Origin of the sequence: Rivularia sp. UHCC 0363, from assembly GCF_034931125.1 — a bacterium.
Taxonomy (GTDB): Bacteria; Cyanobacteriota; Cyanobacteriia; order Cyanobacteriales; family Nostocaceae; genus Rivularia.
Genome location: NZ_JAYGHM010000028.1, coordinates 78,809 through 95,053, shown reverse-complemented (window position 1 = coordinate 95,053; position 16,245 = coordinate 78,809). Strand labels below are relative to the sequence as shown.

Here is a 16,245-nt window from a genome sequence, read left to right as displayed (position 1 = left end):
AATTAACGATTCTTTTCTGTGTTAATAAAACTACTGCTAACAATTTTTTGGAATATGTAATTTGTTATTAATTATCTACAAATTAAAAAGACTTCGCGATCGCGAAGTCTCTACATCTTGCTATATTTCTTATACTTAGCTATCTAATTAGTATCCAACAATGTGGAGTACGTCACGTACTACGCTATATCCGGCTAAATCCCAAATTAGATAAGCTAGAAAACCAATCATTGCTAAACGTCCGTTCCACAATTCTGCTTGAGGATTAAAGCCAAAAATAAAGGCGTTACGGTCTTTACCGTTGTATGCTGGTGCTACTGGTGGTAAATCGGTTTTTGTTGGAGTTTGCATATTATTTATTATTACGGTTGATTGCGTTTGTTATCTCTAGTGTAACGATTGGTAACAAAATCTGTTTCTACCTAAAGGAATAAATCAATTTACATTTTTTGGTATAGATAAATCTACCTAAAGATGGTGATAAAAATTTTAACCCCGAACATATGTTAGTAAACCATGACTTTTAAGATAATGGACGATACTAATATTTGAGTGCGATCGCATTAGTAAAAATGAAACGCAAAACTTGCTACATCATGAGTTTCACGGCTTTATAATTATAAATGCTTAAGTATAATTAAAATATTTTCTTGTTTATTGAATACAAGTAGTAAGCTTAAACAAAAAAACTTCTATCCAACGCTGGAGGTAATTAAAGAGATTTTTCTCACTTGAGAGAGATGCTTAAAAGGTCTATATTACCGGATTCTAAGCTCATGAGATGGGTATTGCATGAATAGAAAAACTTGATTTTGTATTAATTTTAGTTTTTGTTCTCCCCACACCAAAAGTTAGCCTAAAGGAAATTATTAGGATGATTGAAAATACGCTTATGTCCTTAGTATCCAATATGGATTGGATAGCTCAGGCTCCGATTATAGTAAACCCACCCGATCCTATAACGCCAGCAGAAGCTTCCGTTGCTTTTTCCGGGCCGAAGTTTTTTATCGCTTTGATTGCCGGTATTATCCTAGCTTTCGCGATTCAGTTGGTGTTGACGAATTTAGCGGTGGCTGCTGGAATTTCTTTTTTGGGTCATTCATCAGATTCGGATTCAAATAATAATAGTAATAGCCAAGGTGAAAGTTTAGGTAGCACGATTAGCAAGATTGGTACTGCTGTCGGTCTCGGTACGTTGATTTCGGTAACATTGTCGCTTTTTATCGCTTGTTTTCTCGCCGTAAAACTCAGTCTGTTATCTTTAGATGTAGGGATCGGTGCGATTTTAGGTTTGGTAATTTGGGCCGCGTACTTTTGTTTGCTGGTGTGGGTCAGTTCGACAACGGTGGGTTCTTTGATTGGAAATGTTGTTAATGCAGCAACTTCTGGACTTCAGGCAATTACGGGAACAGCGATGGCTGCATTTGGAGCAAAAGCTATAAATAAGCAGGTTGTAGCTACCGCAGAAGCCGCAGCATCAGCAGTACGTCATGAAATCGGTAGTGCGATCGACCCAGAAAGTATCAAAGAAAATTTAGAAGATTATTTGGATTCAGTTCGTCCTAAAGAGTTGGACGTGCAGTCAATACGAAAACAATTTGAAAGTCTACTTTCAGATGGAGCGCTTCAATCAATTGCTGGTGCAGCAGAACTGCGTAACATTGATAAGCAAAAGTTTGTAGAATTAGTTAGCAGTCGTACTGATCTTTCTAAGAAAGAAGTTAAACGCATTGCCGATACTTTATATGATGTTTGGACGCAAACGGTCGGCTCCCAACAAGGTGGTTCGGGTAGCAGTGGAAACGGTTTGAGCGAATTGGTTGACTACCTCAAAACTGTAACACCGGGACAAAGTAAAACTAATGAACTCGAAGCGAAGTTAGATCGAGTGATCGGCGAAATGCGTTCCCAGAAGCAAGGTAATCGGGATGCAAGTAAAACATCAGATCAATCGATGGGTCCTTTACAGCAAACCATACAGCAAGCTTTGACAACCCTCGGTGGTGTGGTCATGGGAAGAGCCGACCTTTCCGACCTGGATGTGGAAAAAATTCTTAGCACCATCACCAGCGCTAAAGATAAAGCCACCGAACAAGCAGATAAAATTGGACTTCCGACCCCAACGCAGTCTTTTAGTACGATTCGTGCTGATGTCGAGAATTATCTGTACAATACCTTTGCTTGGCAACTTAGTAATGATAAAGTTGAACAGGAATTCCGCGATGTAATTTACGACCCCGCAGCAGACCCCGGTACGGTACGTCGGGAGTTGGAAAAGCTTGATCGCAGTGATTTTGTCAGCATCCTCAAACAGCGGGGTTTGTTAACTCAAGCAGAAATCAAGCAAATTGCGGACAGATTAGAAGCAGTTCGTCGGGGAGTGCTGGTACAGGTAAGAGCTGAAGAAGAAAGAGAAATCATTCAAGATTTGCAGCGTCAAGTAGAAAGCTACCTGTTGGTGACTCCCAAGGAAAATCTTACACAGGATTTTAAGCCGATTTTGGCAGATTCCGACGCAGATTATGAATCCTTAGCAATGCGCTTGTCTCGATTTGACCGGGGACAAATGCGATCGATACTCATACAGCGCAACGATATTTCTTCGGGAGAAATTGACCCAATTCTTGATGAATTAGAAAAGCAGCGCGATCAAGCTTTGATTGAGTCTAAAGGACTTGCAGACCAAGCGAAGTATCAAGCAGAAAGCCTGTGGTTAAATTTAGAATCATATCTGCGGAATACGGGTAAATCGGAACTTAATCCCGATGCAATTCGCGGTGAACTGAAAACTTTGTTGGAAGACCCCCAAGCGGGAATGTCAGCAATTCAAGCGCGGTTGTCGCGTTTTGATCGCGATACTTTGGTGCAATTGCTCAACCAACGTCAAGATTTGACTGAAGACCAAATTAATGAAAACATTGATGCGGTAGAACATTCTTGGAATAGCGTTCGTCATGCACCAGGCAAGATTGTAGATAAAGCCAAAGCACAGTACGATGACGTAACCACAACGATTTCAGATTATTTACGGAATACGGGTAAATCGGAACTTAATCCCGAAGGTATTCAGCGAGATCTCAATAAACTGTTTGAAAACCCCCAAGAAGGTGCTGTGGCATTACGTCGCAGACTGTCGCAAGTTGACAGAGACACCCTAGTAAAATTACTGAGCCAGCGAAAAGACTTGAGCGAAGAAGATGTGAATCAAGTAATTGATTCTGTACAATCATCAATTCGTCAAGTTATCCGTGCGCCGCGTCGGATGGTGACTCGTACCCAAGAAAGAGTCCAAGATTTCCAAACATATTTAGAAGAATACCTCCGGGGAACTGGAAAACAAGAACTTAATCCAGAAGGTATCAAACGCGACCTCAATCTGTTGTTAAACGACCCGCGAGTGGGAATGGATAGTTTAGGCGATCGCCTTTCTCACTTTGACCGTTCCACCATTGCTGCTTTGCTGAAAATTCGCGGAGATATGAGCAATGAGGAAGCGGAGCAAATTGCTGACAATATTATGTCAGTACGCGAGCAGTTTGTTGCTCAAGTTAGAAATATTCAGCGACGCATTCAAGATACAATAGACGGAGTATTTGATAGAATTCGTAATTATCTCAACGGTTTGGAACGTCCCGAACTCAACTACGACGGTATCAAACGCGATGTTCGTCAACTATTTTACGACCCCCAAGCGGGATTTGACGCATTACGCGGTAGATTATCATCTTTCAACCGGGATACCTATGTAGCGTTAATGAGTTCTCGCGATGATATTTCCGAATCAGATGCGAATAAAGTCATCGACCAAATCGAGAATGCGCGTAACACCGTACTCAGACGAGCAGAAAGAATCCAAGAAGAAGCACAGCGACGCTTAGAAGAAGTTAAACATCAGGCTCAGAAACAAGCCGAAGAAACCCGAAAAGCAGCAGCATCAGCAGCTTGGTGGTTATTTGCCACAGCAGTTGTCTCCGGTTTATTCTCCGCGATCGCGGGAGCAATGGCTGTAGCGAGTAATGTACCTTTAGGTTAATTTAAATTGTCTTCGCTAAATTATTCAGCCTCTCAATTTATGGGAGGTTTTTTTTGTCAAGAATTAATTATAGGATTGCAAGACTTACGCACTGTACAAATTAATTATGGTATGCGTTTACGAAAATATGTCATTTCAGGCTTTGACAGTTTATGACTGCATAGTCATACGTAGGGGTTTAGCACTGCTAAACCCTTACGATGGATGTGGTTTTGCCCGTACATATATTTTGTATTTTCTGTCAATGGGTAAGCCCTAAATTATTATAAATTTATAAAACACTACATCCTGATTATTTTGGTCACAGCTACGGCAATAAAGTGGGAAGAAAATCTACACCACTTTTTGCCTCCCCTATGAGTAAAATATGCCTTTTTACTAAGTCCTATTAGAAGAGAGTTGCTCAAATGTTGCTCCTCACGATCCCGCAAACGACAGCAGAGCGTTATATGTTCGCTTAAAAAAAAATTGTAAATTTATTTAACGAGAGAAAAAGTGGTTCCGATGTGAGATAATTAAGGATAGAAATTAAGCATTTTTCATAATGGGAATATGTGCAATTTTTTTAAAAGCTGTTGTATTTTCATTATAAAAAAATAATCTTTATATAAATAATGGTATCAGATAAAGGTTCCCAAAAAAATTTTTTTCGAGTAACATTTGAAAAAAATTTGAGCGATCGCCATCATCGTCTCATAATTACCATCCAAGCCACACCAATCAGTAAACCCGCAGCGTGAGCGAAATAACCCGTACCAATGGGATTCACACCACCAGGAATATTTAAACTACCAATACCGTAAAATAACTGTTGTATAAACCACCAAAAAACATAGAAAAAAGCCGGTAGTTCCACAGGTATATATATAATTACCAGCGGTAGAATTGAGTCAATTTTTACTTTAGGAAATTTATAAATATACGCCCCCAAAACAGACGCGATCGCACCATTTGCACCAATTAAAGGTACTGCTAATCCGGGTTGGGCAAAAACTTGGACTATCCCTGTTAAAAACCCGCAAAATAGATAAAATAATAAAAAACGTCCGCTACCAATAATTTTCTCTAAAGTATTGCCAAAAACCCACAAAAAGATTAAATTACCCGTAATTTGGCTGTAGCTACCATGAATAAACATTCCGGAAAAAACTGATAACAAACGCCAAAACACAATTAACCAAGCTGCTGGATTCCCCGCGATCGCACTACTAAATGCCTGACTAATTTGTTCAGGAATCAAACCCCAATTATTTACAAAATTAGCCAATTCACCACTAAATTCTAGCTTGATTTCCCATACAAACAAGGCAATATTTATCCCAATTAAAAACCAAACTACTAACGGCTTTTTATTAGTTAAAAGAAAAATTTTATCGCCAATAGGTATCATAAATAAGTGAATCGAATTTTGTATTTGAACAACGGATGTATTTGTTTTCGATTTTAGATTGAAATAGTTATAAGTTACGAATTAAAAGTTAATCAACCTTTAACTGATAACTGTTTCCTGATACTGATATGGCAAGATTGAAATCAGAACATACCGAATTAAACAAGATAAACCAAATGTTGGGAAATACACTTGTTGGAAGATATCAAATAATTAGTAATTTGGGAGGTGGAGGATTTGGCGAAACCTTTATAGCTTACGATACTCATTTACCTGGTTCTCCTAAATGTGTAGTCAAAAAACTCAAGCCTCAAGCAACTGACCCCGCTACATTACAAACGGCAAGACGTTTATTTGATACAGAAGCTAAAGTTTTATATAAGTTAGGTAGACACGAACATATTCCCCAGCTTTTGGCTTATTTTGAGGAAAACCAAGAATTTTATTTGGTACAGGAATATATTAACGGTCACGATTTAAGCGAAGAAATAAAACCTGGAGAACCGATAAGTCAAGAACAAGTTATTTCCCTTCTACAAGAAATACTAGAAATTTTAGAATTTGTCCATCAGCAAAAGGTAATTCATCGGGATATTAATCCACGAAATATTCTTAGACATGAGAATGGCAAGTTGGTTTTAATTGATTTTGGTGCAGTCAAACAAATTACTACTCAAATTGTTTCGAGTGGGAATCAAACTAAATTCACCGTAGCTATTGGTACTCCTGGATACATCCCCAGCGAACAAGCTCAAGGGGAACCAAGATTCAGTAGCGATATTTATGCTTTAGGGATAACAAGTATTAGCGCACTTACAGGGTTATCGATTGAAGAACTGGAAAAAGATGACGATACAAATGAAATTATTTGGCAAAAATACGCTCAAGTAAATCCGGAGTTTGCGGAAATTATTGATAAAATGGTGCGTTACGATTTTCGACAGCGCTATAGTTCAGCGACTCAAGCATTGCAGGCTTTAAAAAATCTAAATCAGCCATCCGGAACAATGGTGTTGAATATTGCACCATTACCTGCAAATCCTAACCCACGAAAAAAGATAAAAGTCAAGAAATTAGTTATTAAAGCTTTTATCGCGATGCTATTAACTGGTATTGGGGCAACTGTATCGATATTTATTATTAATAGTATTAATTCTGCTAACGCTGGTGACTTATACAAAAAAGCTAACACATTTTATGAATTACAGCGCTATCAAGATGCACTTACTAGCTATAAAAAAGCAATAGAAATTCAGCCGGAATACGCTAAAGCATGGAACGGACAAGCTAAAACACTGTATGAATTGAAGTCGTATCAAGAAGCACTATCAGCATACGATAAAGCAATTCAAATTCAGCCAAATTACCAAGAATCTTGGAGTGGTAGAGGTTTTGCTTTGAATAAATTGCAGCGATATCAAGAAGCAATTAACTCTTTTGACAAAGCTTTGAAATTACAGTCAGAAGCCCCCGAAGTTTGGAATGCGAAAGGAGAGGCTTTAAGTAATTTGAAAAGATATGATGAAGCAATAAAATCCTATGATAAATCAATAGAATTACAGCCAGAGTCCGAACCAGCTTGGAATAATAAAGCGTGGGCGCTATATAATTTAAAACGTTATCAAGATGCCCTTTCTACCTACGAAAAAGTTATCCAGTTAAAGCCTGATAACGAACGAGCTTGGTACAATAGCGGCAATGCTTTAGTTAATTTGAATCGGAATAACGATGCTTTTAAAGCTTATTCTAATGCAGTACAGTATAAACCAAATTTTTACCAAGCTTGGTTATCAAGAGGTAATATTCTGATCAATTTGCGGCGTTACCCTGAAGCTATTGAATCTTTTAAAGAAGTATTAAAATATCAATCTAACAACTTTGATGCGCTATATTCTCAAGGTTGGGCATTGCATCAAATTCAACGTTATGAAGAAGCTGTTGCAGCTTACGATAAAGCTATTGCGGTACGGCAAAATGATTTTAAAATTTGGTACAATCGCGGTAATTCGCTTTACAAATTACAAAAATATCAGGAAGCAATATTATCTTACAATCGCGCAATTCGCTACAAAAAAGACCATGCCGAAAGTTGGTATAGTAAAGGTAATGCCTTAGTTAATTTAGAGAAATATCCAGAAGCATTAATAGCTTATGACACTGCGATTAAATATAATCCAGATTATCGCGAAGCAATTGAAGCTAATAACAAGTTGCGGGAAATATTAGAAAACAAAGAAAAAGAGAAGAATCAAGAGAAACAGAAAGAGGAAAGTTCGGGATTTTGGAATTTTTGGAGGGGATAATTTTAATCAATTTTCAATTAAGTAAGCGACCTTAAAAAATCAAGTGACCCTGGTGAGTATAATTCGTAATTTATGGGGCATTAATTACGAATTACGAATTATACTCACGCTCCGCGAACGCAATACTTTGGGATTGCTGAGTCCCAAGGGGGGGACACGCTGCGCGTTCAGCTTACTGACCCGTTAGGGTAACGCCTCTCGTGAGCAATGACACAAATAATTTTGCATACCCACTTATATCTACCCCAACTATTGCCAGCATTATCCCCATGTCGTTCTAAAACTGCAAAAATTTAGATGATGCTTCGCAATCTAGAAATAAGTTTTATGTGGCAACTTTAAATTCTGTGATATCTCATTATTAACTCTTGCTATGGGTACCCACAGCTTTTTTGTCAAAGGGTAACTTCATTTTAATGGATAACTCAATTACAAACTCTGTCCCCTCTCCCGGAGTGGAAATGCAGCTTAATTTACCCCCATGTTTTTCTACCACAATAGAATAGCTAATTGATAATCCCAAGCCCGTACCTTTACCAACGGGTTTTGTAGTAAAAAATGGGTCGAATATTTGATTTAGCACGCCGGAATTTATACCAATACCATTATCAGTGATACTAATAAGAACATTCTGGTCATCCTTAAGTGAAGTGCTAATGCTTATCCTTGGTTTGTCAAAGTTTGAGTTATTTTCCTGCTTCTGGCGTAAAGCATCTATGGCATTACCGATAATGTTGACAAACACTTGATTTAATCCGGAAGCATAGCAGTCAATGAGTGGAAGCTTACTATATTCTTTTATGACTTCAACTTCCGTATATTCCGCCTTTGAGTTGAGTTTATGTTGCAAAATTAAAAGAGTGCTATCAATTCCAGAGTGAATATCTACGGGTTTGATTTCGGCTTCATCCAAGCGAGAGAAGTTCCGCAATGACAGAACAATTTCACGGATACGTTGTGTTCCTGTTTTCATTGAACCGAGCAGTTTTGGCAAATCGTAAATGAGAAAATCGAGTTCGATATCGGCAATTTTTTCTTCAATTTCGGGTATAGACTGAGGATATTTCTTTTGATATAAATTAATTAATTCAATTAATGATTCTACGTATTCGCTTGCTGGGATTAGATTACCGTAAATAAAGCTGATGGGATTATTGATTTCGTGGGCGATACCAGCTACAAGTTGTCCTAAGCCAGACATTTTTTCGGCTTGAATTAGTTGGGTTTGAGTGCGTTGTAGTTCTTGCAAGGTTGATTCTAGCTGAGTTGCTTTTTGGGTTACTTCTTGGGTGCGTTGTTCGACTTTTTGCTCCAAAGTATGGGAATGCTCTTCTAATTTGCTATATAGTTGAGCATTTTCCAAAGAAATAGCAGCTTGGGTTGTGAGCAAATTCAGGATGTTTACACGATTTTGTGTAAATGCACCAATCGTTAAGTTATTTTCTAGATACAGCAAGCCAATTAATTTTCCTTGATTTAAAATCGGCATACACAGCAAGCTTTTGGGTTGTTGGTGGATTAAATATGAGTCGGCGATGAAATCGTTTTGTGCTGTCGCATCATCTAATACAACTGTTTTGAAACTGCGTTTGACATAGTTAACTATTGTGGTGGGGATGTCTTTGCTGTCTTGATATGGTAAATTCAGCAGCGTTACATTTTCATTTACAGTCGCTACTGCTTTGAGCATAAGGTTATTATCTCTAAGCAACACCAAAGCTGCTTTTTTCGCCCCTGCGTTTTCCATCACTATTTGCATTAACTTTGAAATTAATTGTTCTAGTTGAATTTCATTTGATAAGGCTTGTGAGGCTCTAAAAATGCTGGCGAAATCGAGAGATTCGGTTTGAGTGGTGTGAGAACGAGTTGATTGGATAGTTTGATTGAGAACAGAAGATTTATCAACGCTTTGAAACTGGGTTCCACTAAATCCAAGGTGATTGTCCTTGTCTTTTAATATGGGTGCAAGTAATTGGGGATAGCGTTTTTCTAAGTCGTCGTTTTTGGCTTTGGCTCCCCAACGGGCGTAGCAATAGTATGCTTCTTGCATATGCAGGGCTGCAAATTTTTCTTTACTCCACTCAACAAAGAATTTAGCTGCAAGTTCGTTAGCCAAAGCTTCTTCTTGAATGTATTCGTTAGCTTTGGCTCCGGAGATAGCCTTGTCGTATAGCTCAATCGCTTCTGCTTTTTGCCCTAAAACTCGTGCTTTTTCTGCTTCTACCAAATCAACCTTATGTTGGTGATTCATGGGGGCATAATCCGCCCATTGTTGTTGTAACAACACTTGATTTTTTTCCACTCTTTGGAGTATCTCTGCTGTCTTGGGAGATTGCGAACTCAAAGTGGCTAGAGCAGTCAAAGAATCATAGAAATAAAACGCGGGTTCACAAACAGTTCCAGCAGCAGCCATTAAATAGTTTCTGAATTCAACTGCATGGTTTTGAGCAGATTCAATTTCTCCATTGAGGTAACAAAGCATCAACTTATATAAGTAGAAGAAAGATAAACCATACAAGTCATGGGTAGCTTTGAGCAGTGATAGAAGTTCTGACTCTTGGAGGGCTAAGGCTTCACCAGACAACCCAGTAAAATGCTCTACACCTCCGAGTAAATTTAAAATTGATTGCCAATAAATTCGACAGTAATTTGCTACTGTCAATTGATTCAATTGCATCAACCCATTACAATACTCTCTAGTGTCTCGTTCTAGAGTTGCAAGGGGCTGACCGCACCAAAAAGAACTGAAACAGAAATTTTGGGCACTATACCCAGCCATCTCCTGGTTTCCGACTTCCAGGGCATTTGTATAGTTCTCTTGCAGGAGAGGCAGCATTTTTTTGATGTGAGATTTGCGGTGCAAGATAAATAACCCCGCCGCGTTCATTACCTGTGGCTTGACAGTTTTAGCATTTAGTTGGGAGACAACCTGGAGCGCCAACTGACCAAACTGTACTCCTGTATTCACATCTTGCTTCATATTACAAGTAATGCTGCCATAGCAGGCATAAGCAAAGGCTGAAGCGGACGTGTTCCCATATTGAATAGACAGCTTGACTGATAAAGAAATCAGCAATGGAAACAGTAGAGGATCGCAAATGTAAGCGACTGGTATGATGCTATTGGCAATCTGAACAATGGCGATTTTTTCTCCATTCGTCATCTGAGACAGATGAACCAAATCTTCAATTTTTCTGTTTCCAATCAGTTGGCTAATCTCAGCAATTTCTTGTTGAATATCGTTCTGTGAGGGTGTTTTTGGAAAGGTGACACCCAACTGTTGTAAAAATTGTTGAGCAATGGTGATGGCTGAGGTCAGTTGATTTTGGGAGACATTAGATTGAATTCTAATTCGATATACATTTACCTGTTCTAGCTTTGAATGTGCCTGTTCGGTGACAATATTAATTAATTCCTCCATTTGCTCAAAGTCACCAATCAGCATTGCCAATTCAGCGGCTAATTCATACAGAGCAAGAGTAATTTCATATTGCCTTTGCCAAGCATTTTCTCTCAACAAAGATAATCCGATGCTGGCATAGGAGCGCCCCGCTTGATATGCATTGGTACTTTTTGCTTTGCGACAAGCAATGAGATTGAGTTGGGCTAATTCATCCCGTTCTTTTTGTTCGGTAATGAAAGTAGTTCCATGATTTAATTGGTTGACTAGTTCAAAAATGCTATCTTCTCTTGCTTCAGGAGAAATCTGTTGCAGCAGCAGTTGTCCAATGTAGTAATGAGTTGTTTGTTTTTGGTTGTCAGGAATCAATGAATGAGCCGCTTGTTGAACTCTGTCATGCAAAAATTTATAGTTTACAATTTTCTCACTCTGCAATTCCCGAACCTGTGTTTCCTTGTCAAGATAAAACTTGTAAACTTCACTAGTCGGTAGAATCAAGCCTTCTTGTAAAGAGTTCCACAAAGCCTGGGCAGTTTCAGTTTCCGACTTTTGACAAACTATCGCCAATGTTGTCAAATCAAATTGATTGCCAATACAAGCCGCTAGTTTCAAAACATCCTGCGTTTCTTTAGGGAATTTCTGTAACTGCAACGTCATAAATTCAACAACATCATCAGTAAGTGTTAATTCCCTTACCTTGGCAATATCGCATTCCCATACTCCTGCGCCCTCATGTCCCTCCTCACTAAGGCAGGATTGAGTTATGTTAAACTTTATCAACCCATCTTCATGCAGTGCTTTCAAAAATTGCGTACTAAAAAATGGATTACCCTTAGTTTTTTGATAAACCAATTGCGTCAGCGGTTTTGCTACGAGGAGCGAGGAATTAAGGGTATCGGCAATCAGTTGATTTAAGCTTTTTGTACTCAGTGATGCTAATGTAATTGTGTTAATTATAGTTTTTGCCTTGGCAATTTCTTCCAAAGTTAACATTAAAGGATGAGTCACAGAAACTTCGTTATTCCGGTAAGCACCAATTAATAACAAGTATGCGCTTTCTGACTCGCTCATCAAAAATTGCATCAATTTCAAAGATGCCGAATCAGCCCACTGTAAGTCATCTAAAAATATTACTAAAGGATGGTCTTTGGTAGTAAATACTTGAATAAATTTTTGAAATAATAAATTAAATCGATTTTTGGTAGCAATACCCGATAATTCTATTACAGGAGGCTGTTCGCCGATAATTTGTTCGAGTTCGGGAATAACTTCAACAATAACCTGTCCGTTATCACCTAAAGCTCGTAAAATTTTGTGTTTAAAATTTGATAATTGAATATCACTTTCACTCAACAATTGTCCCATTAAATCCCGAAATGCTTGCACAAAAGCATAATAGGGAATATTACGGTTAAACTGGTCAAATTTTCCTTTAATAAAATAACCGCGTTGCTTAACAATCGGTTTATGAATTTCGTTAACTACAGCAGTTTTACCGATACCAGAAAAACCAGCTACCAGTATTAATTCCGCTTTCGGAATGTTTTCCTCGTTACTAAGTGCCTGGTGATGTCTATAATCCGTCTCTGAACGATAATCAGTGCCAGCAACCCGCTCAAATGCTGTTAATAATGTTTGAACTTCTACTTCTCGTCCATAAAGTTTGTCAGGAATAACAAATCTGTCACATATATCTCTTTTAGCAATTTTAAAATATTCTATTTTACCCGTATCCTTGAGTTGTTTTAAACAAATTTCTAAATCATACTTTAATCCCAATGCGCTTTGATATCTATCTTCAGCATTCTTCGCCATTAATTTCATGACAATATCAGAAATGACCTGGCTATATGCACTATTAATTGAAGGAGGCGTTTTTGCAATATGACAATGCACCAACTCCATCGGGTCGTCAGAGATAAATGGTAATTGTCCGGTGAGCAATTCATAAAATGTTACTCCTAAAGAATAAAAATCGCTGCGGTAGTCAATTCCTCGATTCATTCTTCCAGTTTGTTCGGGGGAAATATAACCGAGGGTTCCTTCTAAAACATTAGGATTTTTGATTTCTTGGATTTCTTTGGAAAGTAATGAAGCGATACTAAGGTCAATAAGTTTAATTTGTTTTGTTTCTGGATTAATCAGGATATTCTCGGGTTTTATATCTTTGTGTATGATGCGGTTTTGGTAGAAATAATGAAGAATATCGGTAATTGGCAACACAATTGATAATAAATCTAGTAGAGAGGCAATATGCCCCGTCTTCATATATTCACGCAGCGAAATCCCCCCAAAATCTTCCATTATTAAAGCATAGCTATTACGGTAAGGTTCAAGAGCGTAAGGATGAACAATTCCAGAAAAATCTAAGTTTTTAGCAATGGTGTACTGATTGCGAAATTGCAAAAGTTCACTGAAACTGGGATAATCTTGCTGCAACAGTTTAACCACCACCGGACGTGGCTTTTCCCCGGACATCTCTTGAAAAGCTCGATATACCACCGTCCTGGAACCACGATAAAGTTGCTCTACTATACGGTACCCAGGAAGAGCAATGGTTAAATCTGCGACTGACATATTGATTAACCTTTATTTTAAAGTTGACCTCTATTAATCAATATGCCCAGTTTATAAGAGGAAATAACAATTTTAAAAATAATAAATATTTCAGTAATTACACTCCATTCATAGAAATATATATTTATAGGACTTACGTATTGACAAAAATAGATAAATATGAGTAGTAAGTAGTACAAGCACTGCTTAAATTATCTAAAACATATTCACGAATCACTTGTGTGAATAGGTTTCTTTGCAATTCATACCAATTAGAAATAATTTTTTCAGAACGCATCTTTTCTAAACGAACAAATGCGTGAAGCGAGCCTGCGGATATGTGTTTTGATTGCATTGTGCTGTCGAAGGTTTACTGATTTCTCTAATTGTCCGATACCTATTGATAAACGACATCTGTGTTTGTATACACTATTTTACCACTCTGTCAATGCGTAAGTCCTAATTTATTGATTCGTAGGGACTTTTAGCCGCACATCAGCATACGCTTGCTATAAATGCAGCAAACAAAAAAAGAATCAAGAATGATAAAATTTTAATTAGAAATGATAGAATTTTTGAAAATACTAAACAGAGTTATTGACAATATCCATTCAGCAGTTCTTTAGCAAGGATTTTAGAAAAGTAAGCTAATGGCATACATCTCGTTACCTGATTCTAACCCTGGAATACTTGGTCTTTTAAGTACATATCCTGAAACTGGGCAAATTTTGTTAGCTCTTACTCAGCAAATTTTACGCGGTAAGTCTTCTTTATCTTCCGCTGAGCGGGAACTGATCGCGGCGATCGTGTCTCGCGCTAATGAATGCATGTTTTGTGCCCAGGCTCATGCATCAGCTGCTTGCAATCTCTTACCCAAAGACCAAGATTCAATTGTCGAAGAAGTAATAACTAAGCAAAACTTATCTGTTTTGTCAGAAAAAATGCAAGCTTTTATCGAGTTAGCTTTAGCTGTACAAAAAGGTGGGCAATTCGTCGATCAATCCCATATAGATCGTGTGCGTGAACTTGGTGCAGACGATAAAACAATTCATGACATCGTACTGATTGCAGCTGCTTTTTGTATGTTTAATCGGTACGTTGATGGTCTTGGAACATGGACTCCAGAGAATGCGGACATATACAAAAGTATTGGTCAGAAAATCACTATTGATGATTACCTGACTGTCCCAACTCTTACAGAATAAGTAAATTTACTGAAAATCATAGGGTACAAACCCCTAGATTTTCTTTATTGACAGATCCTTATTTAAGGCTTGTCGCATCATTTTGATTGCTGGGAACTCTTCAACTTGATGAATATCTCCTCCTAGTAAATGAAGAATATCTTTTCTTAGCGTGCTTTTAGCCTGGTAGCCGAAGAAAGTTGGATATTGCCAAAAGTAGAGGACCAAATCTTGTGCTACATTCTGTCCCCGGTTACAAAATGTAGCATATTCTTGGAAATGGTGGGTATAGTTATGGTCGGATAATGCTTTTTTAATCGCTATACTAGCTTGTTTCGCCTCAACCATTCCTAAAGAAACCCCAAAACTAAAAATTGGGTCGCAAAAACGATGAGCATCTCCAACACAAAGCCAACCATTACCCACAAATGGATCGACAGAGTAGGAGTAATTAGAAATTGTCCGTACTGTTCCATAGGAAAGATTTTCAACCCGTCTTTTGAGATCCGGGTTAATATTTTCCAATCCCCACTCTAAAACTTCTTGTTTACCGCCATGTTCGGTCATTTTAGAGTCAGGAACAACAATACCAACGCTGACGGTATCTTCGGAAATGGGAATAAACCAAGCCCAATGATACAGTTGAGCATAAAACAAAAATGTATTATCTCCCATTGCACCCGGATCGCGGATGGCATCTTTAAATTGGGTAAAAACAGCTACTTGTTTTTTAAAGGTGTCGTAATTGCGACGTTCTCCTGCAACTTTTTGACGGGAAAAAAATGTTGATTGTCCGCTAGCATCGGCAACAACTTTAGCACGAATTTTGATTGTTTTTTCTTCACCTTTGGGGATATATTTAACTCCAACAACTTGATCTCCTTCTTTTAATACTTCCTTTACGGTGCCATAACGATGTTCAACACCGCATTCAATCGCTTTATTAAGAAGCATCTGATCGAATTCTTCTCTTCGTACCTGCCAAGTTGGACGTAAAACTGGAACAAAAAACTCGCTTTTGGCATCTCTACCGATAACTTTAACTCCTTCCTTTGGAATAAATTGGCGTTGAGACATTTCTGACTCTAATCCTAATTCAGCCAAAATTTTTCCTACCATACCAGTTAAAGACTCTCCAATATGATATCGAGGAAAGGATTCTTTTTCAATTGCCAATACAGACACACCTGAAGAAGCAAGATAAGCAGCTAGAGTAGAACCCGATACACCACATCCAACTATGACAACATCAAAACATTCTTCTGAGGTTGTACAGTCAACTCTATTTAACATAGTATTCGTATCCTTTTTTATGAATTTTTGGGATTTAATCTCTTTGCTTTTACAAGCAGATTATTTGTATGAGATGGTTTAATTGG

7 protein-coding genes and 1 pseudogene are annotated in these 16,245 nt (G+C 38.0%); 3 read left to right on the top strand and 5 right to left on the bottom strand.

Annotated features, from left to right (window positions below):
- Nucleotides 1–147 precede the first annotated feature (147 nt).
- Nucleotides 148–351, bottom strand: a complete 204-nt coding sequence (locus tag VB797_RS17280) for a chlorophyll a/b-binding protein (protein ID WP_323238952.1) — start codon at nt 349–351, stop codon at nt 148–150.
- A gap of 523 nt (nt 352–874) precedes the next feature.
- Here VB797_RS17280 and VB797_RS17275 point away from each other — a divergent pair.
- Nucleotides 875–4,033, top strand: a complete 3,159-nt coding sequence (locus tag VB797_RS17275) for an MFS transporter (protein ID WP_323238951.1) — start codon at nt 875–877, stop codon at nt 4,031–4,033.
- Between the two features lie 685 nt (nt 4,034–4,718).
- Here VB797_RS17275 and VB797_RS17270 read toward each other — a convergent pair.
- Nucleotides 4,719–5,423 carry a rhomboid family intramembrane serine protease gene (locus VB797_RS17270; protein WP_323238950.1) on the bottom strand — a complete coding sequence of 235 codons (705 nt, stop codon included), beginning with the start codon at nt 5,421–5,423 and terminating at the stop codon, nt 4,719–4,721.
- A 176-nt stretch (nt 5,424–5,599) separates the two neighbouring features.
- Between VB797_RS17270 and VB797_RS17265 the strand changes: the two genes are divergently transcribed.
- Nucleotides 5,600–7,726 carry a tetratricopeptide repeat protein gene (locus VB797_RS17265; protein ID WP_323238955.1) on the top strand — a complete coding sequence of 709 codons (2,127 nt, stop codon included), beginning with the start codon at nt 5,600–5,602 and terminating at the stop codon, nt 7,724–7,726.
- Between the two features lie 361 nt (nt 7,727–8,087).
- On the opposite strand, the gene VB797_RS17260 is transcribed toward VB797_RS17265, so the two are convergent.
- Nucleotides 8,088–13,703, bottom strand: coding sequence for an AAA family ATPase (locus VB797_RS17260; RefSeq protein WP_323238949.1), 5,616 nt, complete (start codon nt 13,701–13,703; stop codon nt 8,088–8,090).
- Between the two features lie 133 nt (nt 13,704–13,836).
- Nucleotides 13,837–14,050, bottom strand: a pseudogene (locus tag VB797_RS17255) (hypothetical protein); the annotation flags it as partial.
- Between the two features lie 282 nt (nt 14,051–14,332).
- Here VB797_RS17255 and VB797_RS17250 point away from each other — a divergent pair.
- Nucleotides 14,333–14,887: a peroxidase-related enzyme gene (locus VB797_RS17250; RefSeq protein ID WP_323238948.1), complete on the top strand. Its 555-nt coding sequence runs from the start codon at nt 14,333–14,335 to the stop codon at nt 14,885–14,887.
- A 33-nt stretch (nt 14,888–14,920) separates the two neighbouring features.
- On the opposite strand, the gene VB797_RS17245 is transcribed toward VB797_RS17250, so the two are convergent.
- Entirely contained in the window at nt 14,921–16,159 is a 1,239-nt protein-coding gene (locus VB797_RS17245) for an NAD(P)/FAD-dependent oxidoreductase (RefSeq protein ID WP_323238947.1), read from the bottom strand.
- Nucleotides 16,160–16,245 lie beyond the last annotated feature (86 nt).

What these genes read in the sequence shown, in the direction of transcription:
- VB797_RS17260 (WP_323238949.1), bottom strand. Translation starts at nt 13,703, where the DNA reads ATGTCAGTCGCAGATTTAACCATTGCTCTTCCTGGGTACCGTATAGTA.
- VB797_RS17270 (WP_323238950.1), bottom strand. Translation starts at nt 5,423, where the DNA reads ATGATACCTATTGGCGATAAAATTTTTCTTTTAACTAATAAAAAGCCG.
- VB797_RS17250 (WP_323238948.1), top strand. Translation starts at nt 14,333, where the DNA reads ATGGCATACATCTCGTTACCTGATTCTAACCCTGGAATACTTGGTCTT.
- VB797_RS17280 (WP_323238952.1), bottom strand. Translation starts at nt 351, where the DNA reads ATGCAAACTCCAACAAAAACCGATTTACCACCAGTAGCACCAGCATAC.
- VB797_RS17245 (WP_323238947.1), bottom strand. Translation starts at nt 16,159, where the DNA reads ATGTTAAATAGAGTTGACTGTACAACCTCAGAAGAATGTTTTGATGTT.
- VB797_RS17265 (WP_323238955.1), top strand. Translation starts at nt 5,600, where the DNA reads ATGTTGGGAAATACACTTGTTGGAAGATATCAAATAATTAGTAATTTG.
- VB797_RS17275 (WP_323238951.1), top strand. Translation starts at nt 875, where the DNA reads ATGATTGAAAATACGCTTATGTCCTTAGTATCCAATATGGATTGGATA.